At 38.5% G+C, this 24,647-nt stretch carries 26 protein-coding genes; 17 read left to right on the forward strand and 9 right to left on the reverse strand.

Going from position 1 to position 24,647, the window contains the following annotated elements:
• Positions 1 to 500 precede the first annotated feature (500 nt).
• On the forward strand, positions 501 to 1,295 hold the full coding sequence (locus AB1A65_RS06280; protein WP_366586838.1) for a hypothetical protein: 795 nt from the start codon (positions 501 to 503) through the stop codon (positions 1,293 to 1,295).
• On the opposite strand, the gene AB1A65_RS06285 is transcribed toward AB1A65_RS06280, so the two are convergent.
• From AB1A65_RS06285 to AB1A65_RS06295, 3 genes are all read right to left on the reverse strand, one after another.
• Positions 1,292 to 2,602, reverse strand: a complete 1,311-nt coding sequence (locus AB1A65_RS06285; protein ID WP_366586840.1) for a protein kinase — start codon at positions 2,600 to 2,602, stop codon at positions 1,292 to 1,294. The genes AB1A65_RS06280 and AB1A65_RS06285 overlap by 4 nt on opposite strands.
• On the reverse strand, positions 2,599 to 3,276 hold the full coding sequence (locus AB1A65_RS06290) for a metallophosphoesterase family protein (RefSeq protein ID WP_366586843.1): 678 nt from the start codon (positions 3,274 to 3,276) through the stop codon (positions 2,599 to 2,601). The genes AB1A65_RS06285 and AB1A65_RS06290 overlap by 4 nt, the downstream gene beginning before the upstream one ends.
• A 67-nt stretch (positions 3,277 to 3,343) precedes the next feature.
• Positions 3,344 to 4,213: a hypothetical protein gene (locus tag AB1A65_RS06295; RefSeq protein ID WP_366586845.1), complete on the reverse strand. Its 870-nt coding sequence runs from the start codon at positions 4,211 to 4,213 to the stop codon at positions 3,344 to 3,346.
• 295 nt (positions 4,214 to 4,508) lie between these two features.
• On the opposite strand from AB1A65_RS06295, the gene AB1A65_RS06300 reads away from it, so the two are divergent.
• The 12 genes from AB1A65_RS06300 to AB1A65_RS06355 all read left to right on the forward strand — a co-directional run bounded on the left by AB1A65_RS06300 (position 4,509) and on the right by AB1A65_RS06355 (position 17,575).
• On the forward strand, positions 4,509 to 4,799 hold the full coding sequence (locus tag AB1A65_RS06300) for a helix-turn-helix domain-containing protein (RefSeq protein ID WP_366586847.1): 291 nt from the start codon (positions 4,509 to 4,511) through the stop codon (positions 4,797 to 4,799).
• A 138-nt stretch (positions 4,800 to 4,937) separates the two neighbouring features.
• Positions 4,938 to 5,294: a plasmid mobilization relaxosome protein MobC gene (gene mobC / locus AB1A65_RS06305; protein WP_366586850.1), complete on the forward strand. Its 357-nt coding sequence runs from the start codon at positions 4,938 to 4,940 to the stop codon at positions 5,292 to 5,294.
• Complete coding sequence (locus tag AB1A65_RS06310; protein ID WP_366586853.1) at positions 5,275 to 6,321, forward strand: relaxase/mobilization nuclease domain-containing protein; 1,047 nt, start codon at positions 5,275 to 5,277, stop codon at positions 6,319 to 6,321. Before mobC ends, AB1A65_RS06310 begins: the two co-directional genes overlap by 20 nt.
• A 396-nt stretch (positions 6,322 to 6,717) precedes the next feature.
• Positions 6,718 to 7,548, forward strand: a complete 831-nt coding sequence (locus tag AB1A65_RS06315; RefSeq protein WP_067036009.1) for a M48 family metallopeptidase — start codon at positions 6,718 to 6,720, stop codon at positions 7,546 to 7,548.
• 13 nt (positions 7,549 to 7,561) lie between these two features.
• Entirely contained in the window at positions 7,562 to 9,904 is a 2,343-nt protein-coding gene (locus AB1A65_RS06320; RefSeq protein ID WP_366586855.1) for an ATP-binding cassette domain-containing protein, read from the forward strand.
• Positions 9,905 to 9,914: 10 nt separating this feature from the next.
• Positions 9,915 to 10,769, forward strand: coding sequence for an LEA type 2 family protein (locus AB1A65_RS06325; protein WP_366586857.1), 855 nt, complete (start codon positions 9,915 to 9,917; stop codon positions 10,767 to 10,769).
• Between the two features lie 19 nt (positions 10,770 to 10,788).
• A complete protein-coding gene (locus tag AB1A65_RS06330) occupies positions 10,789 to 11,349 on the forward strand; it encodes a sigma-70 family RNA polymerase sigma factor (protein WP_366586860.1) in 561 nt (186 codons plus the stop codon).
• 2 nt (positions 11,350 to 11,351) lie between these two features.
• On the forward strand, positions 11,352 to 12,467 hold the full coding sequence (locus tag AB1A65_RS06335) for a hypothetical protein (RefSeq protein ID WP_366586863.1): 1,116 nt from the start codon (positions 11,352 to 11,354) through the stop codon (positions 12,465 to 12,467).
• Between the two features lie 76 nt (positions 12,468 to 12,543).
• Positions 12,544 to 13,062, forward strand: a complete 519-nt coding sequence (locus tag AB1A65_RS06340; RefSeq protein ID WP_366586865.1) for a hypothetical protein — start codon at positions 12,544 to 12,546, stop codon at positions 13,060 to 13,062.
• Positions 13,063 to 13,239: 177 nt separating this feature from the next.
• A complete protein-coding gene (locus AB1A65_RS06345; RefSeq protein WP_224835621.1) occupies positions 13,240 to 14,013 on the forward strand; it encodes a tetratricopeptide repeat protein in 774 nt (257 codons plus the stop codon).
• Positions 14,014 to 14,060: 47 nt separating this feature from the next.
• Complete coding sequence (locus tag AB1A65_RS06350) at positions 14,061 to 16,832, forward strand: serine/threonine-protein kinase (RefSeq protein ID WP_366586868.1); 2,772 nt, start codon at positions 14,061 to 14,063, stop codon at positions 16,830 to 16,832.
• A gap of 5 nt (positions 16,833 to 16,837) precedes the next feature.
• Positions 16,838 to 17,575, forward strand: a complete 738-nt coding sequence (locus tag AB1A65_RS06355) for a protein phosphatase 2C domain-containing protein (protein ID WP_224835619.1) — start codon at positions 16,838 to 16,840, stop codon at positions 17,573 to 17,575.
• A gap of 151 nt (positions 17,576 to 17,726) precedes the next feature.
• Here AB1A65_RS06355 and AB1A65_RS06360 read toward each other — a convergent pair whose 3' ends face one another.
• Complete coding sequence (locus AB1A65_RS06360; RefSeq protein ID WP_036382112.1) at positions 17,727 to 17,957, reverse strand: helix-turn-helix transcriptional regulator; 231 nt, start codon at positions 17,955 to 17,957, stop codon at positions 17,727 to 17,729.
• 110 nt (positions 17,958 to 18,067) lie between these two features.
• On the opposite strand from AB1A65_RS06360, the gene AB1A65_RS06365 reads away from it, so the two are divergent.
• Complete coding sequence (locus AB1A65_RS06365) at positions 18,068 to 18,346, forward strand: hypothetical protein (protein ID WP_156102244.1); 279 nt, start codon at positions 18,068 to 18,070, stop codon at positions 18,344 to 18,346.
• Positions 18,347 to 18,481: 135 nt separating this feature from the next.
• On the opposite strand, the gene AB1A65_RS06370 is transcribed toward AB1A65_RS06365, so the two are convergent.
• Both AB1A65_RS06370 and AB1A65_RS06375 read right to left on the reverse strand, forming a co-directional pair.
• Positions 18,482 to 19,075: a GNAT family protein gene (locus AB1A65_RS06370; protein ID WP_036382117.1), complete on the reverse strand. Its 594-nt coding sequence runs from the start codon at positions 19,073 to 19,075 to the stop codon at positions 18,482 to 18,484.
• A gap of 158 nt (positions 19,076 to 19,233) precedes the next feature.
• Positions 19,234 to 19,815: a GNAT family protein gene (locus AB1A65_RS06375; RefSeq protein WP_366586870.1), complete on the reverse strand. Its 582-nt coding sequence runs from the start codon at positions 19,813 to 19,815 to the stop codon at positions 19,234 to 19,236.
• A 204-nt stretch (positions 19,816 to 20,019) separates the two neighbouring features.
• On the opposite strand from AB1A65_RS06375, the gene AB1A65_RS06380 reads away from it, so the two are divergent.
• The gene (locus AB1A65_RS06380; protein ID WP_366586873.1) at positions 20,020 to 20,418 is read left to right on the forward strand and encodes a hypothetical protein; all 399 of its coding nucleotides are present in this window, start codon (positions 20,020 to 20,022) and stop codon (positions 20,416 to 20,418) included.
• Between the two features lie 49 nt (positions 20,419 to 20,467).
• On the opposite strand, the gene AB1A65_RS06385 is transcribed toward AB1A65_RS06380, so the two are convergent.
• From AB1A65_RS06385 to AB1A65_RS06395, 3 genes are all read right to left on the reverse strand, one after another.
• Positions 20,468 to 21,343, reverse strand: a complete 876-nt coding sequence (locus tag AB1A65_RS06385) for a restriction endonuclease (protein ID WP_366586875.1) — start codon at positions 21,341 to 21,343, stop codon at positions 20,468 to 20,470.
• Positions 21,344 to 21,370: 27 nt separating this feature from the next.
• Complete coding sequence (locus AB1A65_RS06390) at positions 21,371 to 22,006, reverse strand: transglutaminase domain-containing protein (RefSeq protein ID WP_366586878.1); 636 nt, start codon at positions 22,004 to 22,006, stop codon at positions 21,371 to 21,373.
• Positions 22,007 to 22,127: 121 nt separating this feature from the next.
• Positions 22,128 to 22,826, reverse strand: a complete 699-nt coding sequence (locus AB1A65_RS06395; protein ID WP_366586880.1) for a hypothetical protein — start codon at positions 22,824 to 22,826, stop codon at positions 22,128 to 22,130.
• 239 nt (positions 22,827 to 23,065) lie between these two features.
• Here AB1A65_RS06395 and AB1A65_RS06400 point away from each other — a divergent pair, with 239 nt between their 5' ends.
• Positions 23,066 to 23,857 (forward strand): type IV toxin-antitoxin system AbiEi family antitoxin, encoded by a 792-nt coding sequence (locus AB1A65_RS06400; protein ID WP_036382170.1) that lies wholly within the window; start codon positions 23,066 to 23,068, stop codon positions 23,855 to 23,857.
• Positions 23,854 to 24,642: a nucleotidyl transferase AbiEii/AbiGii toxin family protein gene (locus tag AB1A65_RS06405; protein WP_366586882.1), complete on the forward strand. Its 789-nt coding sequence runs from the start codon at positions 23,854 to 23,856 to the stop codon at positions 24,640 to 24,642. The genes AB1A65_RS06400 and AB1A65_RS06405 overlap by 4 nt, the downstream gene beginning before the upstream one ends.
• The last annotated feature ends 5 nt before the right edge of the window (positions 24,643 to 24,647 follow it).

The following is a 24,647-nucleotide window of genomic DNA, read 5'->3' on the forward strand; positions in this document are numbered from 1 at the left end:
TTTAATGATATATACATTTGTATAATCATATGTTTATTCAAATAAATGTGTTTGAAGTAGCTTGAAATTTATGTAAAACATTTGTGGGAAGGGAGAAAGAGGCTCATGGATAGAGATTGTCCGAGTGTTGGCGCAAACTGAATTCTTTTTCTCCCTACCCATAAATTTCTGAGGCAGTTGCCAGAAAAAATATTTCTGGCAACTGCCTCAGAAAGAACAGAACTTGGTATTAACTTTTTGAAAACAATTGTGAGAACAGTACAATAATGCTATCATTGATGGCCCTGCCAAAAAGAAATAACACCAATTCAGTTAGCAACGTACTCAAAAGATTCGTTGAGGTCAGCCCAGATGGGAAGACTCTGACCCCTGCGGTGAAACGCATAGCAACATTGAGATAAGTTTTCGGTCTTTTTGCTTATCTCCCAACGCCTCGGACAACTCAAAGCTAAGGTGTTTTTATTTGCTATCTTGTATTCCTCATTAACAAGTTATTTCTTATGGTCAAGAAAGAAGAAAGGGAACCCTTAAAGTTCACAATTGAGCTTAAACGAAAATGGATTATTTGGTTGGTTGTTTATTTGGCCCTTATAATTTTTAGTCCGGTCATATTTTCCAAAATTTCAACTTGGATAAGTTTTGATGCTTCAAGCGGCGTAATCGGTGATACAATTGGTGGAATCACCGCACCCTTTATTAACCTGCTTGCTGCCTTTTTAGTATATCTCTCTTTCAAAGCACAGATTAGGGCAAACCAACAATTAAATAAGGAAAATGAATTCAATTATATTGTAAACTTATTCAACTTGGTGAAAACGGATTTTGGAGATAGGAATCGTATCCAATTCAAAAGACATGAAGTAAGTAATTTAAAATACATTTGGGACTGGATGTTATCCTATGAAGATAGAGGAAGATTTATAGGTAACTTAAATTTAAGCTATAAGACGGATCCAACTCCATACGATGAACGATTTAGAAAAGCTGAGATAAACAATAGGGTAAGAGAGCCATTTCAAGTAGTCAGAAGTCAATTATTTACAATTAAAGATCTCATGGGAGAAATCAGAAAAAGTAACCTTGAAGATGGCCTGAAGACTTTTTATAGATTTCAAATTGAAAGAATGCTTTTTGAAATGGATTTATGGTTACTGTTGAATCCGGCATTCCTTCAGAGACTTGAACCATTGGAGATTTTTGAGGGTTTGGAAATTCAAGCTGCTTATCGTGATTGTAAGACAATGGCGAAAGTGGTCAAGGGTATGGGCTATACAGTTAGATCTGCGTTGGGTTAAGATATAGCTTCTCTAATTTCTGGATGATATTCAGTAATATCAAGATGGATTCCTTCTAAGCAACGGATAAGATTTTCAGTAGCCCTTTTTGATTTCGCATGGATTTCGATGGCGATTCTCTCGGCAAACACATCTGATATTTTCGGAGAACACATTTGGACTACTTTACGCATGCAATACCATCTATTATGGGATCTTGCAAGCTCTGCACCAGCAAAAACTGCATCGGACATTATAGATAAATCATCTGTTAACTCATAAATTTTTAATACGTGCCCAATCAAAACATCACAGTAATCGAAATTAAAACTACTGTCCTTTATCCACTTTAAATATGATTTTACAAATTTTTTCCAGAATCTTTCACTTACACCTTGCATATGCTCTATAAATTCATTTGATACTTCATAGAATAGGACATCTTTTAAGGTTGAATTTTTTTCTACTAAGTTTACGAAGGCATCTAATTTTTGAGAATTCCATGACTTAAAATTGCCTATTTCATTCTGCCATTCTTCGGCTTCTTCCTCAATTTCTTTTGGGGGTTCAGCCTTTGATAGCTTGCTTAGTAGAATTCCTCTCAATGCAGATACATCACGGAACCGATTATCTGGTTGTTCTTCGGTACACTTTTCAATTATAACTCCTATTGATCCCTTAGCTGAAAGTTTGGAATAGGGTTTCCTAGGTGCACCATTAAAAATATCATGTAAGATTGCACCAAATGAATAAATATCTGCTTGGTGGTTTACATTTTGAAAATCGGTGTACTGTTCTGGAGCCATATAAGGCCATGATCCAAAAGCTTCCCCTGTTTTTGTTTTGAACGAGGTAGTCACTTCAGGGTCTGAAGTGATAAGTCCCATATCAGCCAATTTCCATTTACCTTCATGAAAAAGAATATTGCCAGGTTTTATATCCCTATGGGTGTAACCTCTTTGATGCACATATTCCATAGCATTCAAAATATCTGATAGGCCTTCTGGAAGTCTTCCTTCTTTTTTAGAATCCTCAATTTCCTGTTGATAGGTTTTTTCGGCAATTGGCATCAAAAACCAAGGCTCTTCCTCATCTAGTTTTGAATATATGATTGGTATGCAATAATCCGAGGAAAGCCTTTCTTGAACTCTTACCTCACGCGAAAATCTTCTGCGATACATTGTTAAGTCCTCATCAGAAATTATGTTACGTTCAGCAGGGCGGAAAGTTTTTCTTGCGTATCTATTCCCATCTTCAGCAAGAACTTCATGTATTATTCCAAATCCACTCCTATCGTGAATTATCTTAATTTCTTTGGCTATTTTCATTTTTCCAGTTTATTCTGGAAATTTAAGGTTTTTCTTTCAAGGTTCATAATACAAAGTTTACCATACCCTTTTTCCTTTAGTAAATAAATGCCCGCATCTATGCAAATGACATTTGGAACTTCAGAATAGAATTGTTGCGCTATTTCGGTCTCAGGCATTGGAGTATGGCCATGGATTACAGTTCTATCCCCTAACCAATCTTTGTCATAAACAGATTGCCAGTCTCTTAACCAAAACAATGAATGTTTGTCCTCTAATGGGTCTTTCTTGGTCATGTCAATTCCGGCATGCACAAGTATGTAATCTTCAATCAAAATATAGTCCTCAAAGGTTTTGATAAAATCAACATATTTCTTTGGGATTCCTTCAATATCAGAAGTTAAAAAGCTTTGTAGTGTTAGATTGCCACCATTTCTTATCCAACTCACTTTAGAATATGTATCGTCAAATGAATCTATAAATAGTTGTTCGTGATTACCTTTGAGACATTTGACATCAAAACCATGATCTTTTAGAAGAAATATAGTATCTAGTACGCCTTTACTATCAGGACCTCTATCAATAATATCGCCGAGAATAATAAGTGTATCAGTCTTCTTTAAAGCCACTTTTTTAAGTGCTCTTCTAAAAGTTTCATTGTGTCCGTGAATATCTGAAATTAAATAGGTGCTCAAATTGTATAATTTGGTCTAAAGTAAGTTTTAATATGGAATTATTTAAACTAGCGGATGAATCTCTGTTCTATGCCATTTTTGTAAATGAACTTGTTTGAGCAATTGCGGCTTTTAGAACCTGAAAACATATTTTGGCAGTGTGCATTGTTGGATTAAATTTGGTGCTGACCTGTTGGTATGGATGAATATAATTCCTGAAATCCCTTAAGGAATGGCTAAATTTTTTCACATCTTCCATGATTATTCCGATTTCACAAGCCGTGTCAATTAGTTGTTGGAGCGTCCAATTATGGAGAGGTTTGACTTTTCCTGTCTTATCTTTTGTTGATGATACAGCAGAATTAAATTTTTGCGGGTTATTTAATGCAATACCTAATAAAATACCTTCCAAAGTACTGCCAGATAAGAATATAACAGCAAGAGGCGATTTTGCATTAAGGCATGTTTTAATTTCGGATAATCTATTTTCTAGAACGGATGTAATTTGAGTGCTTAGATTTAGTGACTGAATTGAAATTTCACTAAACTCTTTTTCCAAAAATGCATCTTCATCTCCAGTAGGTTCAAGATTGTCATCATTCAAAATTATTCTTGAAGTTTTTTGAAATGTTATTACATCGTCATTTCTTACAATCTTCCATTTATCAAAAGCTAGATATTGGTTGAAATCTTTTATATGCTCGTCTAGAACAGAAATTCTACCAATGAATTCTGATGGGTCAAGCAATAATTTGATGCACTTGTCCAATTCGGGTGTCCCATTAATTTGATTTAATTTTTCATCGGTATAAATCCATCTGGAAGGAAATCCTTGTCCGTAGGTGTCATTGAAGTCTAGCATGTTAAAAAAACGCACAATTTGAGGGCCGCTTCTATATTGTGTCTCTTCGTTGATTAGATTCCTAAGTTTTTCTAATGTTTTCTTTTTTAATTGCATTCCTTTCCAATTGTTGCTCTAAGATAGAAATACTTATTAACAGTATTCTTTGTCTCCCGAATTGTCACCTATTTATAAAAATAAAAATATTATGTTGGTTTTCAGTAAGATATAAAAATAGTAGTAGAGCCGGAGACTTGCCATTCCTATCTTAGATTTAGATTTGCTCTTCATACAAATTTATTTTAAATGTTTCTTGATTTGCCATACATAAACTGATGTACGGTAAACAAGTTAAATGCTGTTCAATGTTGCTAGGTTTGTTCAATAAAGTAAATCAACAAATACCAGTAATATGAAGCGCATATTTATCATGGACGACGATGGATTAAAGGAATACGTTCCTGTGGAATCTCTCAAAAACAATCTAGCTCCAAAACTGCAGGATAAGGATAATGAAAATCAAACTGAAAGTGAAATGTTGACGATTGCCGACTTGGTCAAAAAGTTCAAAGTGACCAGACCGACCATCTATTCCTGGATGGAAAAAGGGTTGCTCAAAAAGATACCTATCGGTGGACGTGTCCTGTTCCATCCCAATGACATTAATGAACTTATTGATCGGTTAAGGGGAATCTCTTCTTAGAAACAAATTGATGACCCAAAGACAAAATAGAAAATGGACTTTATATCGGAGATCATGAAGCAAGCCATGTTTTTGCAAGCAAAAACCGCTCACTCTGTTCGCATGGCTTGTTGGGGATTCTCCCCAAACCCCTAAAATATGGCAAGACCAAAAAAGAAAATACGAGAATTAAAGGCTATTCGGATAAACGTGAGAATGACGGTGGACGAATACCTCATACTATCCCAAAATGCAAGTACGCTGGGAATTTCGATTCCCGATTATATAAGGAAAAGGGTAACGGGAAAAGCACTGCCAAGAAAAAGAATATTGCTTGAGGACAGACAACTTTTTATTGAGTTGGGCCGTATCGGGAATAACATTAACCAGCTCACTAAAAAGGTACACTTGGGAATGAAACATCCTACAATGTTAATTAATCAACTAGCAGAATTGAAAAACATTTTGGACATGCTAAAATCAAATATTGTAAAGAGTGATTGCCAAGCAGATTAAAGGAAAGGATTTCTATGGGGTGTTGGCCTACAATGAAAAGAAGATAGAACAGGAAAAAGGCCATATGTTGGACACCAATCTTACCCATGGAAAGACCATGGATATGACCCAAGAGTTCAATTTGGTCAGGCAGCTCCGACCTCGACTTGGCAAAGCGGTATATCATGTTTCATTGAACCTACCCTATGATGATAGGTTAAGTGATGGGCAATTTACTTCTTTGGGAATGGATTATCTGAAAGGTATGGGTTTCGATGACAATCAGTATATCATGTACCGACATTGCGACCAAGAACACGAACACATCCATATTGTGGCCAATCGTGTAAAGTTTTCCGGGGAAGTGGTCAGCGACAGTAAAGATTACGAACGAAGCGAGCGATTGGTTAGGAGACTTGAACTTAAGTATGGACTATCTCAGCTAAGTGATGTAGAATTGGTAAAAAAGGTGACACTTACCCATAAAGAGATCCAAAAAGCTTTTAGAACAGGAGAGCCACCATTAAAACTTACGCTTCAACAGCATCTTGAAAATGCCATCTTAAAATCCAATAATGTAACGGAATTCATTAATGAGCTGGTTAAAATGAAAATAGCTCCCAAGTTCAACATAAGCAAAAGTACTGGACGGGTAACAGGAATCTCCATTAGGTACAATAACATTATATACAAAGGAAGCACCCTTGGGCGACAATTTTCATGGAACAATATCATCAAACGAATCGATTATGAACAAGACAGAGACCGTGCAGTTATTCTCGAAAATAATAGCACAGAACGAAGAAGTGATAGCGCTTTTAAAGAATTTAGAAGGGCATCAACACCAATTACAGGAAAGACATTTAGTGTTACTGGACAGACTATCAAAACTATTGAACAACCAAAAAGTGATATGGGAAACGTTGAAGCAATTGGATTGAAATCACATCAAACCGATGACAATCAATGGAATTCTTTTAAACTGGAACTTGACGATAAGATTCGATTTAGGAAGAAAAGGCGAAAAGGAAAAGGATGGAGACTGTAATGTTCAATAGCATGAATGATTCAAAAAATCAAAGCCATGCTGTTTAGTGAAAAAGAAAGAATAATAGCAATTATTACTAATGTTCTTCTATGATTACTAACTACTATTATTTTTTTACTGAATTTTTGGATGTGAAATTTTAAAGTAGGATTTTTTCAACTCTGTCAGGCATATCCATTGATTAATGGTCATTATCTCTTAAAGATATAAATCAAATCTTCTTCAATGGATTTAAAGTATCTTTCTTTGATTCCTTTTTGGAAACAAAATCACAGTTAATAAACTGCTTCCCTGTTCTTTTTTTGGGGTGTCTCAGTGACAAAAGTTTATAAAACCGAAAACCTTGACTTAAAAAGATGACATTTGTTATTTTTGGTTATATACACTAAAAACATCATGAGACACACACTATCCGCCACTTTCTTCTGTTGCTTTTTACAGGTTTCCTTGGCACAGGAAATCTCCGTTGAAAAATTGGAAGATGCCCTATCTGACTACACCGCAAAAATTGAACATGCAGCCGTCCTTCAGGATTGTGGCCATGCCTTTGATGGCCCCGCATTTTTTTATAAACAAATGGAAAACAATTGGTTGGATTTTGCACTGAATATTTCCAGTGATTCCAAAAAAAACATTGGAAGGGATATGTATAACAGATATGTTGCCCTTGGCCAATTGGACAACAACCATTTTGCCAAACCAAAGGTAGAGGAAATACTTCAACGTATCGTTAAAAATGTGTCCCGAAACGATGTATCCTACCGAATAAGCATCCTTAAATCCGAGGAAATAAATGCTTTTGCCACTTTGGGCGGTTACCTATACATTACCACGGGCTTGCTCAATTTCGTTGATTCTTATGATGAATTGGCGTTCATCATAGGACATGAAGTGGCCCATGAGGACAAACTCCACACCCAAAGGAAAGTAACAAAACTCACGCTCTCCACAGATCTTGAGGGAATGACCCGTATGGAAGGCTTTACCGATATTGCCAATAAGATCAACAGGACCTTTTCGCCCCCCTTTGATCAAATTGATGAATATGAAGCCGATAAGGTCGGGTTTGAATTGGCCAAGGCCGCCGGATATGATGTGAACCGATTTGCGGATTTCTTCAAAAAATTGGAACGCTACCAAAAGCAAGACCTCATAAAAAAATTGACTTCCACGCATCCTTTTGCGGAACATCGTAAAAAATGCATCCAATCCTATATCGACCAATAAAATGACACCTGAAATGTACATCATCTGCAACGGACAGTCCGTTCCCCTGTCTAAAAATGAAATTGTTACGATTGGAAGAAAAGGCCATGGCGCCCAAGTTGAGATAGACAGTAGACTTGCTTCGAGAAAACATGCCCAAATTGAAACCAGGACGGACGGAATCTACATCATGGACCTTGAAAGCTCCAATGGGACCATGGTCAAAAAACAGCCGATAGCCCCAAATACATGGGTCAAGATTCCACCTGACGAGATTTTCACTATTGCATCGCAAAAGCTGCAAGTAGTTACTGAAAACCAAAAAGAAAAGGTTCCAAAACCCTCAGAATCCCAAAAGGAGTTCAACGGATTCAAACAAAAAATCGTTTCCAAAGGTGCTTATAAAATTGGCCGCTTGGAAAATAATGACATTGTTCTGGACGATCCCACGGTGACCCGGGAACACGCCATAATTTCCTATTCGCAGGGTGAATTTTGGATCGAGGACCTGGGTTCCACCAATAAGACCTATCTCAATGGCAAGGAGGTAAAATCCAAGACCAGGTTCAAGGACAGCGATACGGTCACCATTTCATTTTACAGCATTACCCTTAAGAATGGGGCTAAGGATCTCCGTAAAGAACGTAGTGCCATAAAGGCATTGGCCATTCAGAAAGAATATCCCAACAACAAGATTGGATTGCAGGATATGTCCCTGAACATTCCCCATTCCACTTTTGTGGCATTGATGGGTCCCTCGGGCTGTGGAAAATCCACCTTGTTGAAATGTTTGAACGGTGAAAATCCGGCTACTTCTGGAGAAGTGTTCATTCACGGACTTTCATTGGCAGACAACTTTAGTCTGATCAAGAAAAAAATCGGCTATGTTCCCCAAGATGATATCATTCACAAAGAATTGACGGTATACAAGACCTTGTTCTACGCAGCAAAGCTCCGCTTACCCGATGATACAGCCGTTTCAGAGATCAACCAAAGGATTGATAAGGTCATCAACGACCTAAATTTGGACCAAGATAAGGAAAAGGACATCAGGACCATAAAAGTGGGGAATCTCTCTGGTGGACAGCGCAAACGCGTGTCCATTGCGGTGGAACTTTTGACCGAGCCCACTATTCTGTTTTTGGATGAACCCACTTCTCCACTAGATCCCGAGACCATTGAAAGTTTTCTGAAGAGTCTTAAAAAGTTGGCCCATTCGGGAACTACAATTGTAATGGTGACCCACAAACCCGAAGACCTCAACTATGTGGACCAGGCTATATTTTTGGGCGTTCAAGGGCATTTGGTATTTCAAGGCCCGGCCAACCTATTGACTTCCCATTTTGAAGCCCAAAACATTGTAGAGGTCTACAGTAAAATGAGTGATATCGGCACAGTAACCTCCTATTACCAAAAACCCAGCAAAGTTGGATACAAGGTTGTTAACAACCCCGAAGTAAAAAAAGAAAAACCAGACTCGTACTGGCTGCAATTGTATTGGTTGGTTTCAAGATATTTCAACATCAAACTCAATGACAAGGAAAATTTGGCCTTGTTATTGGCACAACCCGTAATCATTGCGGGATTGGTCTGCTTGGTATTTAACAAATTTCAGATTGGGGTCATGTTCCTGATGGCCATTTCTGCTGTTTGGTTTGGGGTAAGCAATGCTGCAAAGGAGATTGTAGGTGAACTTACGGTATACAAAAGGGAGCGTATGTTCAACCTTAATATCAACACCTATATTCTTTCCAAATGGTTGGTACTTTCCTTGATTGCCCTGGTGCAGACCATATTGTTTGTGAGTATCATCTACCTCAATTTCAAACTAAATACTTTTGAAGGTTTTGAAGAAGTGTACCTACGGCCTTTTGGCCAGAGCATGCTGTTCATGTTCTATATTTCGGTTTCTGCCTCCCTGATTGGATTGTGGCTTTCATCTGCCTTCAATACCACAGAGAAAGTAATGACCGTAGTGCCCATTGCATTGATGCCACAGATCATGTTGGCCGGGGTAATGACAAAAATCAACAATACCTTGGTGGAAATCTTGAGCTTTTTCACTTTGGGCCGATGGGGCACCGAGGGCTTTGCCCGATTACAGGACGATGCCTCCCCCGCCTCTGAATTCAATCCAGACACGGTTCAGGCTGTTTTGACCACTGTTCCACTGCCCGCACCAGAAGTGGGTACGCAGACCGCCTCAACCTCAGCAGTGCAACTTCTCGACCTGTACAATGAAAAATTGGTGGATGAAGGAACGTTGATCGGTGATGTCTTCAACAGTTTTGATATGAACGTGGTGGTCATCGCAGCACTCAATGTTATGTTCTATGTCTTGATCTATGTTTCACTTAAAAAGAAGGACAGTATTTAAACCCGACACTATGAAAAAAATAACCCTAGTATTTGGAGCACTTCTTTTTTTTACCTCATGCAGCAATAAACCAGAATTTGTTGCCATAGACCATGTTACCATTAAAGGACTCACGGAAGATGCATTGGTGGTGGGATTGGATTACGTTGTATACAATCCTAACAATGTAAAAACAAAACTGAGGCAATCCAGCATGGAGATTTTTTATAAGGATTCTTTGGTGGGAAAGGGATTTTTAAACGAACAAATGAGTCTCGCAGCCAATGATACCATACGAATACCGGTAACCTGCGAAATAGCACTCAAAAGTCTTAATGCCTTTTATCCTGAATTATTGGCGTCAGATTCCACCGAATTTGCCCTCAAGGGCAATGGAAAGGTGAGCTTTCTGCTGAATTCCTTCACCATTGCATTGGATGAAAAGATACATCTGAATACCAAAAAAGCCATTTTGGAGGAAATCAGCAAAAATTTGGATTACGGCAATAATTTTAAAATTCGGTCCATTTCCAGCAATAAATTGCCCTCACTGAGCAAAACTCGGTTAAAATTAGGTATTGAGACCCTGAACAGATTGCCTATTGCCTATACCATCAATACCATGAAACTTGAATTCTTTTTGGATGAAAACAAAGGGAAAGTGGCGGAGTGGACCATGGATGAACCATTTTACCAAGAAGCACTAAAATCCACTACCATTCCCATTGATGTTACCTTGAGCAATTTTGATATTTTAAAACAGATGAAATTCTCTTGGCTGACCGACCAAAAAGCGAATTTCACTATTTTAGGCGAGGCCCAAATAAAAATTCAGGAGTACGAATTCAATGTGCCCATAAAGGACCGAGTGGAAATAGGATTATAGCCATTTCAGAAAAACATTGATGACCGACCAAGAACTAATAGATCAATTAAAGAAAGGGAACGAGAATTGTCTGCAGCAACTGTACCAACACATCGGCATGGTAAAAAGTTGGGTGGAACAGAATAACGGTAATGAAGATGACGCTTTGGATGTTTTTCAGGAGGCAATCATCGTGTTCTATAAAAATGTAATGGCAGGGAACTATGAACTCCGAAGCAAAATAAGCACCTATCTGTTCGAAATTTCAAAGCGACAGTGGCTCAACCAGCTCAATCGAAGAAAAAAATATGAAAACCGGCAGAGTGAGGTAGGCATCTCTCAAAGAGACCATGAATCCATAAACCCAGAAATCACCCGAAAGGGCCCAAACCTCCGGGAATACCTTGAAAAAGCTCTAGCAAAGGTCGGAGAACCCTGTAAATCTGTTTTGGAGGCAACCATATTTTTGGGGATGCGCATGGAGGACATAGCCGAAAGATTCAATTACTCCAGTGCCCGTTCCGCCAGCCAACAGAAATTACGGTGTCTTCAAAAGCTAAGGGGCGAAGTCTCCTATGATGTCATAATCCGTTTAAAATAGCCATGAGGGAAGAATTGAGACATATTGATTTGATTGACAAACACCTGACCGGCCATCTTAATGACGATGAAAAAAGTGAGGTGGAACGACTGTTAGCTGAAGACAAAGAATTTGCAAAGGAGCTTGAGGTATATAAAAAGATCTACACGGGCATTGAATCAAAGGAGGACCAAAAACTAAGGGCCAAGCTAGACCTTTTGTATGCCGAATATAGGGCGTCTGGAGAGCAAAAGCCAAAAGGGCTATACCGCAGACTGATCATTTACAGTGGGGCCGTGGCAGCCTGTATTGTGTTGGGAACCCTGTTCTACGTCTTCAGATCAACTGGTAACGACCCTATTGGCAATGACACCCCCAATGTGGTTGATGTGGACTCCGTTCGAACGCAGCCAGTGGATAGTCTCATTTTGAAAAAGAACAACACCCAAGTTACAGAGAAAGAAGAACTGCCAGAAGATGAATTGGATGGCAGCCCGCAAGACGAAACACAACTTGCTTTCTCCAATGGAAAATCACTTCCATCGGAATCCATACGTCTGGTTAGGCAGCCCTCATCGCTAACCTATACTTTTAATGGCCAAGAACTGGTCTTATATGGGGATTCAGGGATTTCAGGCCTTCAGTTACAAATGGGCAAAGATCAAAAAGGCAACTATTATTTAAAATATGGGAGTAAATTGTTCGATCTGGCCACTTCATCAACCATAAATCCATTGAAAGAAGTCCAAGAAGGATACATTTTTGGGGATTTACAGGATGAGAGCGTGCAAGTGAAAGTCATGCCCCTCATTGCAAATTCGCAGCCCTATTCCGGTTTTACCGTTTCACTTACGGAGAACTCATCCATGGATAAAAATTATTTCTTTTTGGAACAGAATGAAAAAAAACAGTTGGTCATTGATGCCAGCATGAATATTGATTCCATTACGGTTATAGTTGTTTCAAAAAGCGAAGGGAACTCCCATTACCTTATTCATAAAAATGAACTATATCCCCTAAACATTGACGCTACTGAAACCACCTCACTAGAACAAATCGATTTTACCAAAAACAATGAAACCCGTATGTTCATGGACCGGCCATCCTTTCCGAAAGGTGTTTACGAAATAATTTTTTAGAAAAAATCAAAAAAAAAGATGACATCACCAATCTGCGGTTATATACCCATAGAAAGTATAACCAAAACGATTAAAAATGACATCCAAAAAAGTACACACAATTCTTCTAATCGGTTTGTTCTGTGGTTTTGTAAATGCCCAAAATCCAGATGCCACAAAAAGAGGAAACCGGGGAACAGCGGAACGAGTAGATCAAGTGGGCCAAACTGTCCAGGAAACCAACAAAGACATTGACCAAACAGTGGAGGGCATTGACAGCACCATTGAAGGTGCCAAGGAAACCGTTGAAAAAGTGGGGAGCATTTTGTTCGGCTCCAAGAAGGAAAAAAACAAGAACACAATATTGATTTCCATAGCTACTGTTACCTATGGTGACGAAAATGCAGAAAACCTGTACCATGAACTCTCAAATAAAAATGGAACTAAAAAAACCTCCAAAACCTTTTCGAATGGAGTTCTTACCATCCAAATTGAATCCAAACAAAATGCGGCTACCATTTGGCAAGAGTTATCCGAAAATGTAAGGAACCTTTTTCAGGTAACCTCCATGGGAGAAAACAACATTGTGGTTAGACTGCCAACCGAGACTGAATAATCTGTAAATAACCCAGTCACGATATGGCTATTTCATAAATCCAAAACATATTTGACACCAAGGTCTAAAAATGTTGGTATAAAAAGTTTCATATACCTATTTTTAATGCTGACTGTCGAATAGGTTCAGGTACAAGAAGATATAACACTAATTTCAACCTTAACACTTCATTACAAAATGAAAAAATTAATACTAATTATTGCCTTAATCAGCTTGGTTCCCAACCTTGCATCTGCAAGACGTATCGGAGGACTTTTTGGAAAAAGCGAACGAATCCAAAAAATTACTGATGTAGATATTAAAGGTGCCAATGGCGAAGACCTTTACCTGGCCCATAAAACAACATCCCTGTATATTTTTATGGGGGCCTACATGACGGACGATGGTTATGTTTTGGGGGTAAAAGGAAGTATCGACACCTATTATGACCTAGATGAAGAGCAGATAAAAAAATTCCAGGCCAGCGGAGCTTTACCCACCCCCCTTCCGCCCTATAAAATAGAATTCACCGAATGGCTATGGGGATATGCCCTATGGATACTGCTTGCCGTTCTGGCCATAATTTGGTTCTTCCCAAAGAATAAAGAAGCCCTTTTTGCCCAAGGATGTAAATATTACTTTGGTAAGAACACTCCGGTGAATTATCCCAAGGCCATGCGCTATTTTGAAAAATCGGCCAAAAAGGAATATGGTCCGGCCGTGTTCAACCTTGGAGTCATGCATCTCTCTGCCCAGGGTACCGAGAAGAATGTGGACAAGGCCATGGAATTGCTGAAAAAGGCCTCCAAATTGGGATATGTGGATGCCAATGTAACCCTTGGAAGCCTTTATTATAACGGAGAGGATGTTTCAAAGGATATGGCCAAGGCTGAAGCGTGGTACAAAAAGGCCTGCGATCAGGGACATGCCAACGCATGCAAAATGGTGACCCATATACAACAGGTCAGTTAATTAAAATCAACACCAAACAGTAACCAAATTCAACTACGCCGACCATCATGACACTATCACATTACCAGTGGGATCCAGAAAAAGACCTCATAGCTGAAGGTGGATTTGCCGAAGTATTCAGGGCCAAGGACCTCAATGCCGAAGGAAGGTATGTGGCCCTTAAAATTTACAAAGAAGCTGTTTCAAGAGGTACGTCTGGGAGCACCGGACAGAAAAAATACAGTTTGGAACAGGAGTTTTCCAAAATAGACGGGTTATCCCATACGCACCTCATCACCTATTATGGTCTGGAATACATCACCCATACCGATGCCATGGGCAGAAATGTCAGCTATCCTGTGTTGATTATGGAGTATGCCGGGGAAGGAACCTTGGGTCAAGCCATCCATCGAAAGCTTTCTTTAGATGAAGGAAAGAACACCATTGTGGAAGTGGCCCAAGCAGTGGATTATCTGCACAAACAGGGCATTATCCACAGAGATTTAAAACCTGGGAACGTATTGTTTTCCAAAGACCGAAAGGGGAACAAGGTTTCAAAGGTGACCGATTTTGGGATAAGTCAGGATATACTGTCCGATAAAACCATACAACAATCCATGACCGAAGGTGTGGGAACACCTCACTACATGGCTCCTGAGCAATTCTTTAAAAAGAAATTCGGGCTGAATGGGGATATAAGCGAACGTACCGATATTTGGGCACTTGGCATTATGTTCTACAAAATATTGACCGGAAAGTTACCTTTTGGGCATGACAAGAAGGATTATGAACTCATTCGGGATGGTATCGTTGGAGAAGATCCCGATTATTCCGAGGTACCCGAAAGATTTAAGAATTGCATAAAGACTTGTTTGCAGAAAAATGCTTCGGACCGATATGCTTCCGTATCCGACTTCATCCGGGATATTAATGGAGAGAGCAATGAAAGTGGCACCGTGTTCTTGGGAGGAAATGAAACACAATTTTCCACACCGAAAGCCAAACCCAAAAAAAAGAAAAAAGTCTGGCCCGTTTTGTTGGCCACTGTCTTGATCTTGGGTGCCGGGTATGGGGGATATGCCTTTTATCGCTCCACCAAGATAAATGAGTTGTTGGCAGACGGCTGGAACCTATACAAAGAAGGAAAATTCAAAGAAGCCTATGAAGCCTATGAAAAGGCATCAGACTATGGGTCTGGGGAGGCCTTTTATTTTCTGTCAAGGTTCAACCAAAATGGTTATGGAACCGACGTTGATTATGAAAAAGGGTTTGAATATGCCGATAGGGCCATTGATGATGGATATGACCTGGCAAACTTTAACCATGGATGGGCCTATCAAAACAATCTTGGTGTGGACAGGGACACGGTCCAGGCCAAGAAATTCTATGAAAAGGCAAAGAGCAGCATTGTGGCCTTGAGTGATGACGGCAACCCAGAGGCAAACAACCTAAGGGGATTGATGCACTATTTCGGCTATGTAATGGAAAAGGACGCAAGCAAGGCAAAACTGTACTATGAAAAAGCCTCCAGCAAAGGCCACCCAGCGGCCATTGAAAACCTGGCGATTCTCAATGTGTCAGAAAAGAACTATAAGGAAGCATTTGAAGGATATGAGAAATGCACGTCCATCGGAAGGTATTCGGGATATCGGGGCATGGCCAACATGTACAGGTTCGGTCAATACGTCCCCAGGGATACCGTTAAGGCCCTGGAACAATATACAATTGCTGCCGAGAACGGTGACCTCCTGTCCCAGTTCAACTTAGGTATATTCTATAAAAATGGTGTATTGGCCAAAAAAGATCGTATAAAGTCGGTTCAGTGGTTGACCAAAGCTGCCGATAAAGGACATTTGGGGGCTCAAAATGAATTGGGCACTTTATATTTCAATGAGAAGAACTACCTAGAGGCCAAAAACTGGTTCCAATTGGCCGCTGATAAAGGAAACACCTTCGGTATGCACAATATGGGTCTTTTGTACTATGATGGATGGGGGGTGGAAAAGGATGTGAAACTTGCCAGAGATTGGTACCAACGGGCCGCTGATAAAGGGTATGCACATTCCCAGTACATGACCGGTAAGATCCTTGAGTACGGGGAAGCGGATGGGACCCCGAACGTATCGGAAGCGATAGTATACTATGAGCTTGCAGCAAAGCAAAATCAAAGTTCCGCCTTGTACGCTCTGGGAAGGTTGCATTATGACGGGAAAGGAAAAAAGAAAGATCTCATCAAGGCCAAGGAATTTTTTCTCCGGGCAGCGACCCAGGACATGAGTACTGCGGACTATATGTTGGGCTACATGGCGGAAACCGGGGCAGCTGGACCGGTAGATTATCTTGAAGCCGAAAGAAAGTATCTCAAGGCAGCGACCAAAGGGCATCTCCAGGCACAAAAAAAATTGGGCGATCTTTATTACGACCTTAAGTTGGGCAAGGACAAAAAAGCAAAGGCCACACAATGGTATTTGAAAGCAGCAGAACAAGGGGACCTGCACAGCCAATATAGAGTGGCCGTGATGTATTACAATGGAAAATATTACTATGCGGCCAGAAAATGGTTCCAAATAGCGGCTGACCGAGATCATGCCAGTGCCCAAAGTTATCTCGGCTATATGCACGACAGGGGTCTGGGAGGTCCGAAAAACTTGGACAAGGCCTTTGAACTATATAAAAAGTCCGCAACAAACGGGGACAGGGTTGGCATGTACAATCTGGCCTCTTGTTACCAAAGTGGCATTGGAACGGTCAAAAACACCTATTTGGCAAAAACTTGGTACCAAAAATCCTGTGAGAAGGGGTATAAAAATGCCTGTGATGTTATCGCTAAACGGTATTGAAGAAAATGAAGATCCACCTACCAGTGTATTGTAATGAAATAGGCCTAAGGGAGTCAAACGAGGATGCCATATACCCTGGAACACCAACAGAGGATTCCCGCTTGTTCATGGTATGCGACGGTGTTGGAGGGCAGGCCAAGGGCGAAGTGGCCTCTTCTTTGGCCTGTCAAGGATTTTCCAAGTATCTCTCTGAAAATCCAGTGGAGTATATTGAAGATGAAACATATTTACCTTTGGCCCTACAAAGTGTCGAACAAAATTTGGGCACATATCTCGAAACCCATCCCGAAGCGAAGGGCATGGCCACTACCTTTACTTTTTTACTGATTTCAGATGCAGAAGAAAAGGCATTGGTCGGTTGGGTCGGAGATAGTAGGGTATACCACATACGGGATGGAGAGATCCTTTTTCAAACCAAAGACCACTCTGTGGTACAGGGAATGGTGGATATGGGGGAAATTACCGAAGAAGAGGCACAAACACATCCCAAACGGAATATTATTACTAGAGCGGTAAACGGAGTAAATTCAACAAGAGTTGACCAACATGTTATTACGGATATCAAGAAAGATGATTTTTTCTTTCTTTGTACCGATGGCATTTTGGAGCACCTTGATGAAGAAAGGATTTCTTTATGGTTCAGAGGCAAAGCATCCGTGCAGGAAATCAAATCGGAAATCATGGAAAATGCCAAAGACGATACCAAAGACAATTACTCTATGTATATCATTAGAATGGGTTAAATTCTGGAACGTGTAAAAACATCCTCCCCTTTACAATTGAAGTAGTATACTATGTCCGGCGTTTCCAATTAATGGTCATTATCTCATTTGGGGATTTCATTCAAGATGGGAAGATATAAAGAATTAAAAAGGCTTTTGAGAAATAAGGAACTCATTTGATGCCTTTAAAAAAATCTTCTAAGCTAATGTCATGAATTTTGAGAATCCTAATTAGAGTATTAATGGTAAAGTTCTCGCCTGTCTCCATACGCCAATAGTTTTTGCGTGGGAGACCATTCTCAACCGCAAAAGCTTCATAACTGGTATATCCACTTTTGATTCTAAGTTCTTTGATACGGTCAGCGATAGCTTTCCTCTCCTCTATATAATTGGCTTTCTGCATGGGCGGAAAGTTGCAGAAAACGGCGGACACATATTACGTCATATATAGCGTGAAATTTTCATTATATTTGTTGTTAGTTTATAGCCTTATAGAGACATACAAATAAAGTTATGCCATTTCAGTCTTCAGATGATTTTATAAAATATGTGTTTTGTTCCAATATGGAAGCCAAAGACCTTTTCCAAGTTTCGATGGAAACATTGATAGAGTCCGAAAACTCGGATTTTATGGTTTTCAAAGTAATTGAAGGCAAGGTCAAAAACCTATCCGGTTACGATGAATGGTCTGAAGTCATAGAAATAGATGAGACAACTTTTAAGAAACTTCATTTAAATCTCTGCCAAAAAGTAGGTAGAATCGTAAGAAGTGGATTTAAGGATAGGCGCTAAGCTTGTTTTAAGAAGAAAATAAAACTTGAATTTTACTATTAAGTTTATTGGAAAAACTGCAAAAAAATAAGGTTATAAGATGTCGGCTATTTGATATTAAGATAACAACTAACCTACTTTTTCCCGTTTTTAGGATTATAAGAACTCTGCGAATTCTGCAATTTTGATTTCATTCCATTCTTCTTTTATTATGCTGAAATAAACATCGTTTCTACTTTCGCCATTCGGGGCAATATAATTGTTTCTAAAGACCCCTTCTTTTTTTGCCCCGAGTTTTTCAATGGCACGTTGTGACCTTAAATTTTCCTGATCAGCACTGAACTGGATTCTTCTAAATCCGATATTTTCAAATCCAAAGTTCAATAATTCATACTTACATGCTTTGTTCAGACCAGTTCCTTGAAAATTGATACCGTACCACGTCCATCCAATCTCGCATTTTTCGCTGATAGGATTTAAATATCCATAGCGGGTACTGCCAGCAACACAATTGTTAATTTTATCTATTATTAAAAAGGGGTAACATATTCCGTTAAGCTTGTCGTTGATTGTGCTTGATAAATAAGTTTGAAAATCCTCTTCATCGTTAATGTGCATACCCATAAATTCCCAAATTCTCTTTTCGAAGATTATTTCTTTTAATTCTTGGTTTCTTGAATTTTCGAAGGGTACGAGTAATACTCTTTCATTTTCAAGTACTATGTCTGTGTTTAAAATATCTGGGTTCATTTATGGCTCGTTAATGGTAATATTATTTAATTTAGTTTTTCTTGAAGCCTGATCCATACTTGATTTTGGACTTAATCTTACAGATTTCATTTCCTTATTATTTGTTTGAGAGTTTCAAATTGGTCTCGAATGGTTTTCTATAAGTGCTTCTAATTATATTAAAGTGCTCCTCTCCTTTTTATATTTTTCCATTCAGAGGCCAAAATCCCAAAATATACAACATCAATATATTTTCCATTGCGGAATATGAGCTTTCTTAACACTCCCTCTTTTGTAGCACCAATTTTATTAAGTGCCCGTTGTGATTTTAAGTTGCCACCACGAGTTCTAAATTCTACTTTGTTGATTTTTAGTTCCTCGAACAAAAAAGTGAGGAGCATACCTTTTACTTTTTGATTTATACCTTTTCCCTGATATTTTTCCGAAATCCATGTAAGTCCAATTTCAACCTTATTGTCCAATTCCGAAATTTGACCGATGCTCGTGGCCCCGATAATTTGGTCTTCCTCTTTTAGGATGATGGCAAATTCCTGTTTGATTTGATGTTCTCTATCTGAAATGGTTTGGGAGAGGAATTTTTCCCAGTCTGATGGATTTTCCAAGTTGTGCGACATATGGGTCCATATCGAAGGAGAGCTTATTGAAAGGAATGCTTCCAAGTCCTCCATTTTTGAGGGTCTTAGTTTGATTTCATCTGTTTCCAAACAGAAACCATCCGTAAAAATCTTAGACTTTATCATTATGAACTTCTTTGGTTTATTCTAGTCCCAATATAATTGTATGTGATGACTAGAGTTTAATACCATTTGATGGTATAGTTCGGTTGTTTTCTTTGATATTGAATTGGGAAAAGCAACTATTTGCGGCATGAAGTATCTATTATTTGATACCTCAACATTTCTTTAGCTATGAAAATACCAAATATATTATTTTCAATAATTTCTATGGGAGCTTTTTTGTCTTGTGACCATAATGATGAAGGATTCATCGAAGAGGAGACGATGCTTTTTGAGCTCCAGTTCATCAATGCAGGGATGTCCGGAAAAATTATCAAAAAAGAGGATTTGGAATTCAATGAGTTTGTCGAGTTTTCACCGGACAGCACCTTTATCAAAAGGAGGGTTTTTGTTGACAGCACAAGTGTTGCCAAGGGTAGTTATGCTTTGATAGAATCAGATGGCACAAATTACTTCGAACTGAACTATGAAAAAGGAAGTTATCTTATACAGAGTTGTGGAAATTCCCTTAAGGAATGGATGTCTGTTTTGAATGATAGGGAAATCTTCAATGGAGGCTATCTTCCATGTGATGGTCCAGGTTATGGTTATGAATTGGTCAAATAAAATATCGTTTGATTATACCTTAAGTTTTAAACTTGATCTTCGGGGTAAATTATGATTTTGGATTTTCCCGAAGTGGATATTTCAGTTTGAATCTATTTTTGTTTCTATATTCAACAAGGTCATAATAGTCTTCGATGTATTTTTTCCATGGAGGGATATTCTCTTTATGAACTAAATTGAGAATTTCAAAAAAGCGATGATAGTTTATCAAGTCATATGTTTCAACAAGTCCCAATGTTTCGGCTTTTTTGGCAGCATTATGAGCTTCTTTTGAAAACTTCTTTGCAGTTGACACAAAATATCCTTTTTTGGCCTCCTTTAGCATCATCGCCCCCAAAAAGTCTCGGATGGTGTTGACAGGTTCGGTTTTGTTCGGGGTTTCACGTCTTTTAACCTGTACAAAAATCGGCTTATTTGATTGTACAAAATATAGATCGACACCGCCATCATTGGATTGCCCACAGTGATAAACATTACATTCAAAAAAATCAGAAAATACAGATTTTACCAGCAGCTCCATGCTTTTTGGCGCAACCCTATAAATAAGATTTGGCTTTGACTTTAGGTAATTACGTAACGTAGATATAGGAATATTTACTGAGTCAATATCAAAATGCCTAAGCATTGAATGCTTTTCAATTAGATTTTGACCTTCAAGTGTTGCTAAATCGTTCCACCAAGTTGAAGTCCTACTTGATTGCCAATATCCACAAGAGTCACAAGACCAAATTTTTAGATTTTCTCCTCCTCCGTGTGGGGAATCTAACGGGTCAAAGCCATCAAAGACAAGCTCAGTAGATTTATTGTCATAGGGGCACCATCCCGTTCTCGTATTGTACAAAGTCCCTTGAACATAATCAGGTTCAGTCGATGCAAGTCGATAATGAAGTCTCCTCTCCTGAGTATGAGAATAATCTAGAATCATCGTTTTATTGAACTTTTGACAGAGTGATTATAACCAAAACTCCTTTTTATTTTTATCATTCCCAAAAATATGCGGATAATGTTCTCTGGCATTCGCCTCCATGAAATCCAAAGGAACATCCTCAAAATGGCCGTAGTCTTCAAGATATTCCATAAATTCTTTTCCCTCATTATTGTACTCTTGGAATATTGAATCATTTTCGCCATCAAAATCCAAGGGCTGAACATTGCACATTTTGCACAATGACCGATTAAATGCCGGTGAGGCTTTCAACCATTTCTCTTCCAATAAAAGATCTACCATACCATGTGGGGTCAATTCATTAGTTCCGAACTTTTCGGTAAGCCTGTCTATTGCTATATGGTTCTTGACTTTTGCCAAACGGATTCTTGCCGGTATTCCCAAGGAGCGTAACCCGGCAATTAGAATGATAGATTTATCTATACAATGACCCTTTTTTTGCTTTACAAGGTTACTGGCTTTAAAATGCTCCTTTGAAAAACTTAAAAAATAGGGATCGTATCTAAATGAATCTCTTACCTTAACATATAATAGTTTGGCTTTCTCTTTTGGCAAAAGGGAATCGTCTTTAAAATCACGGACGAACTCCTGAATTTCATTTGATTCGAAATCAAAATAGTATGTCTGGGATAGAAAATCCATTTGTCACTCAATAATTACTTTAAAAATCCTTTGATTATACTTTTCAATAGTATATGATTTACCATGCTTTTTATTTTTCATGAACCTTAGGCCCGCTCAGCCTTTTGTTATTGTAATAAAGTTAATCCAGATAATTGTTTTTTCGGTAGGCCAAACTTTTTCTTTCAAGAAAACTCCAGATTTTGAGTTTATCTCGACTTTGAACGGTAGAGTTAAAAATTGTGTCCACAGCGCAATAATATATGAAATCATCTATCTTTTCCGATGGTATTTTTAGTCTTTCTTTATAGAGAGAATCCGGATAAGAATTCCTTATCGTCTGAATCTCTTTTTCTAGTTTGTCCAAGGAAACTGAATTTCTCAACTTTTTGTTGTGACCCGTTATTTCATCGATAAGCCTGTGCAGCAGTTGCTCCTGCATAGCTAAGAAAAGTTTTCTTTCATTTAAGGATAATGGTTTAACTTCTGCGTTTGGCAGTCGTAAGGAGGTAGAACTTACAGTGGGTTTAAATTTCATGGACTGAATGTCCATATGGAGATTCCCCGATAGGTTATACGGTGTTACTACAACTTCATCTAATTCAGTTAGGGACTCCTCCAAAGCCACAGTTACTAATTCACTTTCTATAATCTTGTCATCAACTACCAAAAATGATTTGTCAAATTGGATTGCCGAAAACCACAATGTATCGTTAACACTTGCCTTAATTCTGAAGTACCCATATTGATTTGTAATTGTGGCTTGATTTTTCCGGGTGTTTATTACATGAACATCCGAGACGTCCGTAGTATTGCTTTCTACTTTACCCTTTAATTCCATAGAAAGTTTTTGAGCACTTGAAACCAAACAAGAGAAAAAAACTATACAGAAAATGAGATTATTGAACTTCAAAATTATATCCTTTGGTATTTTTCTCCTAAAAGAAACAGTTCATCAATCGTTTTTTGAACTTTAATATACAATATAAGGAATCAGACTATTGTAAAAACTCTAGAGAATTTTTAGTAAAAAAAGGAGAATAATAGCAATAATTACTAATATTCTTCTAAATTTACTAAATGCAGCTCGCCGATTTTATCAAAAGTAGATTGTCAGTGGAAGAATATTCCTTCTCCCGAGATGAATATATGGCTTATTCAGGGAAGGACGCAAATGCTGTTGCAACGGATTTGGCCTATTTATCCGAGAAAGGAGAAATCATTGCCTTAAGAAAAGGGTTCTACCTTATTATACCACCAAGGTATTCAAAGCTGAGTGTTATACCATTGGAGCTTTATGTCAATAAACTATTTGTACACTTGGGCAAACCCTATTACATTGGATTATACTCGGCAGCACAATTACATGGAGCGGCCCATCAACAAGCACAGACTGAATATATAATCACCGAAGGTACTAGAATGTTGGATATTCATAAAAAGAATATAGCCATAAACTTTTTTCTTACCTCTAACTGGCCTCAGGCCAATATTGTCCAAAAAAGATCTGATGCTGGTTATTTTAATGTTTCAGATCCATTACTGACTATTGTGGATTTAATATACCATCAAAGAAAGCTAGGAGGAATAAACAGAATGTTGGCAAATATTGAGGAACTTTTAGAAGAAGTTGAAGGAAGTGAAATGAATTCCTTATTGCAATGGTATCCGCATAAAAGTGTTTTACAACGATTGGGTTTTTTGATGGATTATGTAAACCCAAAAAATGATTTGCTTGAGCCACTTATTGTGTATTTGGAAAGGCATGGTTTTTACCCTGTACTGTTGAATACATCGGATAAAATCAAACCAGGTGCGGTAGATAACAAATGGAAAGTTGATGTGAACTTAGCCCTTGAAAGCGATATATGATACCAAGACCCTACATAGTGGAATGGCAAGAACATGCACCATGGAAATCATTCGACCAGATTGAGCAAGATTTGATTATCAGCCGAACATTGGTAGTCATCTTTTCCGATGATTTTCTTAAAGAAAATTTGGCCTTTAGGGGTGGCACGGCCTTGCACAAACTCTATTTAAATCCAGCACCAAGGTATTCAGAGGATATTGATTTGGTACAGATAAAACCGGGTCCTATCAAGCCAATCATGCAGCGATTGGGAGAAATAATTGACTTTTTCGAAGAGCCCAGACGGACAGAAGTAAGGGGGCATGGTGCCAAGGCATTATACCGATTTGCCTCAGAATATGGAAATACGAGAAGACGATTGAAGTTGGAAATCAATTGCAAGGAACATTTCAATGTGTTGGATTGGATTGAGCTTCCTTTTGAAATCAAAAATCGATGGTTTTCGGGGGAAGCTCGAATACGTACTTATAACCTAAATGAATTGTTAGGGACAAAACTTCGAGCTTTATACCAACGTAGTAAAGGCAGGGATCTTTTTGATTTGGATTATTCGCACTTGCACATGAGCTTGGACACGGAATCCATTATTCAATGTTTTAAGGAGTATATGATTTTTTCCATAGGGAAACCACCAAGTCAAAAGGAATTCTTGATCAACATTGAAGAAAAAGAAAATGATATTAATTTCACTGGGGATATGGAGGGGTTATTAAGATTGGGAATTGGATATGACCAAGAGCTAGCTTTTGAGTGGTTAAAAGAGAATCTGATTGGAAAGCTATAAGGAGA

Source organism: Allomuricauda sp. ANG21 (assembly GCF_040705235.1).
Classification (GTDB): domain Bacteria; phylum Bacteroidota; class Bacteroidia; order Flavobacteriales; family Flavobacteriaceae; genus Flagellimonas; species Flagellimonas marina.

Excerpts from the sequence above, each read along its gene's own strand:
- AB1A65_RS06280 (WP_366586838.1), top strand. The coding sequence starts at position 501 with ATGGTCAAGAAAGAAGAAAGGGAACCCTTAAAGTTCACAATTGAGCTT.
- AB1A65_RS06285 (WP_366586840.1), bottom strand. The coding sequence starts at position 2,602 with ATGAAAATAGCCAAAGAAATTAAGATAATTCACGATAGGAGTGGATTT.
- AB1A65_RS06295 (WP_366586845.1), bottom strand. The coding sequence starts at position 4,213 with ATGCAATTAAAAAAGAAAACATTAGAAAAACTTAGGAATCTAATCAAC.
- AB1A65_RS06300 (WP_366586847.1), top strand. The coding sequence starts at position 4,509 with ATGAAGCGCATATTTATCATGGACGACGATGGATTAAAGGAATACGTT.
- mobC (WP_366586850.1), top strand. The coding sequence starts at position 4,938 with ATGGCAAGACCAAAAAAGAAAATACGAGAATTAAAGGCTATTCGGATA.
- AB1A65_RS06315 (WP_067036009.1), top strand. The coding sequence starts at position 6,718 with ATGAGACACACACTATCCGCCACTTTCTTCTGTTGCTTTTTACAGGTT.
- AB1A65_RS06320 (WP_366586855.1), top strand. The coding sequence starts at position 7,562 with ATGTACATCATCTGCAACGGACAGTCCGTTCCCCTGTCTAAAAATGAA.
- AB1A65_RS06325 (WP_366586857.1), top strand. The coding sequence starts at position 9,915 with ATGAAAAAAATAACCCTAGTATTTGGAGCACTTCTTTTTTTTACCTCA.
- AB1A65_RS06330 (WP_366586860.1), top strand. The coding sequence starts at position 10,789 with ATGACCGACCAAGAACTAATAGATCAATTAAAGAAAGGGAACGAGAAT.
- AB1A65_RS06335 (WP_366586863.1), top strand. The coding sequence starts at position 11,352 with ATGAGGGAAGAATTGAGACATATTGATTTGATTGACAAACACCTGACC.
- AB1A65_RS06340 (WP_366586865.1), top strand. The coding sequence starts at position 12,544 with ATGACATCCAAAAAAGTACACACAATTCTTCTAATCGGTTTGTTCTGT.
- AB1A65_RS06345 (WP_224835621.1), top strand. The coding sequence starts at position 13,240 with ATGAAAAAATTAATACTAATTATTGCCTTAATCAGCTTGGTTCCCAAC.
- AB1A65_RS06350 (WP_366586868.1), top strand. The coding sequence starts at position 14,061 with ATGACACTATCACATTACCAGTGGGATCCAGAAAAAGACCTCATAGCT.
- AB1A65_RS06355 (WP_224835619.1), top strand. The coding sequence starts at position 16,838 with ATGAAGATCCACCTACCAGTGTATTGTAATGAAATAGGCCTAAGGGAG.
- AB1A65_RS06360 (WP_036382112.1), bottom strand. The coding sequence starts at position 17,957 with ATGCAGAAAGCCAATTATATAGAGGAGAGGAAAGCTATCGCTGACCGT.
- AB1A65_RS06365 (WP_156102244.1), top strand. The coding sequence starts at position 18,068 with ATGCCATTTCAGTCTTCAGATGATTTTATAAAATATGTGTTTTGTTCC.
- AB1A65_RS06370 (WP_036382117.1), bottom strand. The coding sequence starts at position 19,075 with ATGAACCCAGATATTTTAAACACAGACATAGTACTTGAAAATGAAAGA.
- AB1A65_RS06375 (WP_366586870.1), bottom strand. The coding sequence starts at position 19,815 with ATGATAAAGTCTAAGATTTTTACGGATGGTTTCTGTTTGGAAACAGAT.
- AB1A65_RS06380 (WP_366586873.1), top strand. The coding sequence starts at position 20,020 with ATGGGAGCTTTTTTGTCTTGTGACCATAATGATGAAGGATTCATCGAA.
- AB1A65_RS06385 (WP_366586875.1), bottom strand. The coding sequence starts at position 21,343 with ATGATTCTAGATTATTCTCATACTCAGGAGAGGAGACTTCATTATCGA.
- AB1A65_RS06390 (WP_366586878.1), bottom strand. The coding sequence starts at position 22,006 with ATGGATTTTCTATCCCAGACATACTATTTTGATTTCGAATCAAATGAA.
- AB1A65_RS06395 (WP_366586880.1), bottom strand. The coding sequence starts at position 22,826 with ATGGAATTAAAGGGTAAAGTAGAAAGCAATACTACGGACGTCTCGGAT.
- AB1A65_RS06400 (WP_036382170.1), top strand. The coding sequence starts at position 23,066 with ATGCAGCTCGCCGATTTTATCAAAAGTAGATTGTCAGTGGAAGAATAT.
- AB1A65_RS06405 (WP_366586882.1), top strand. The coding sequence starts at position 23,854 with ATGATACCAAGACCCTACATAGTGGAATGGCAAGAACATGCACCATGG.